This window comes from Acutalibacter sp. LFL-21, from assembly GCF_025630755.1.
GTDB lineage: Bacteria > Bacillota > Clostridia > Oscillospirales > Acutalibacteraceae > Acutalibacter > Acutalibacter stercoravium.
In genome coordinates this window covers 1-1629 of the sequence record NZ_JAOTNT010000031.1, presented here as the reverse complement: position 1 = coordinate 1629, position 1629 = coordinate 1, and the positions used below count along the sequence as shown (strand labels likewise).

Annotated in this window: 1 rRNA gene; it reads left to right on the top strand. The window is 53.0% G+C overall.

The features are described from left to right. Window positions 1–1627: ribosomal RNA gene (locus ODJ80_RS13995) — 23S ribosomal RNA — on the top strand; the annotation flags it as partial. Window positions 1628–1629: the final 2 nt, after the last annotated feature.

Here is a 1629-nt window from a genome sequence, read left to right as displayed (position 1 = left end):
ATGCATGGTAGGAGAGCGTCGTGTAAGGGGTGAAGTCAGAGCGGAAGCGCTGGTGGACTTTACACGAGTGAGAATGCCGGAATGAGTAGCGAGAAATGTGTGAGAATCACATTGGCCGAAAGTCTAAGGTTTTTGGAGGAAGGTTCGTCCGCTCCAAGTTAGCCGGGAGCTAAGGTGAGGCCGAAAGGCGTAGCCGATGCACATACGGTGGAAATTCCGTAGCCGCCAAAAGATTTAAGCAAGAGGACACCTTGAAAGGACATGACCTGGGTGATGGTCTACCCGGGCGCAAGGGACTGAAATTAGAGTAGGGAAGCATGTCTGGACGAGGGCGAGAAAAGTCTTGTGTATATCTTCGGCGCCCGTACCGCAAACCGACACAGGTAGATAGGAAGAAGATTCTAAGGCCAACGGGAGAAGGGTAGTTAAGGAACTCGGCAAATTGATCCCGTAACTTCGGAAGAAGGGATGCCACAGCGATGTGGCCGCAGAGAATAGGCCCAGGCGACTGTTTATCAAAAACACAGGTCTCTGCTAAATCGAAAGATGAAGTATAGGGGCTGACACCTGCCCGGTGCTGGAAGGTTAAGAGGAGATGTGCAAGCATTGAATTGAAGCCCCAGTAAACGGCGGCCGTAACTATAACGGTCCTAAGGTAGCGAAATTCCTTGTCGGGTAAGTTCCGACCCGCACGAATGGTGTAACGATCTGGGCACTGTCTCAATTACCCGCCCGGCGAAATTGTAGTACCGGTGAAGATGCCGGTTACCCGCGACAAGACGGAGAGACCCCATGGAGCTTTACTGTAGCTTAATATTGGGTTTCGATAATTTATGTACAGGATAGGTGGGAGGCTTTGAAGCAGAGGCGCCAGCTTCTGTGGAGCCACCCTTGGGATACCACCCTTAGATTGTTGGAATTCTAACCTGCGGCCGTGAATCCGGCCGGGGGACATTGTTAGGTGGGCAGTTTGACTGGGGCGGTCGCCTCCAAAAAGGTAACGGAGGCGCTCAAAGGTCAGCTCAGCACGGATGGAAACCGTGCTCTTGAGTGTAAACGCATAAGCTGGCCTAACTGCGAGGATGACGGTCCGAGCAGTAACGAAAGTTGGAGTTAGTGATCCGGCGGTTGTGTGTGGAAATGCCGTCGCTCAACGGATAAAAGCTACCCTGGGGATAACAGGCTGATCTCCCCCAAGAGTTCACATCGACGGGGAGGTTTGGCACCTCGATGTCGGCTCATCACATCCTGGGGCTGTATTCTGTCCCAAGGGTTCGGCTGTTCGCCGATTAAAGTGGTACGCGAGCTGGGTTCAGAACGTCGTGAGACAGTTCGGTCCCTATCTGTCGTGGGCGCAGGATATTTGAGGAGAGCTGTCCTTAGTACGAGAGGACCGGGATGGACACACCTCTGGCGCACCAGTTGTTCCGCCAGGAGCACGGCTGGGCAGCTATGTGTGGAACGGATAAACGCTGAAAGCATCTAAGCGTGAAGCCGCCTCCAAGATTAGATATCCCATGGCGTAAGCCAGTAAGGCCCCTTGTAGACTACAAGGTTGATAGGCTGCGTGTGTAAGCATGGTAACATGTTCAGCTTGGCAGTACTAATAGGCCGAGGGCTTGACCATAG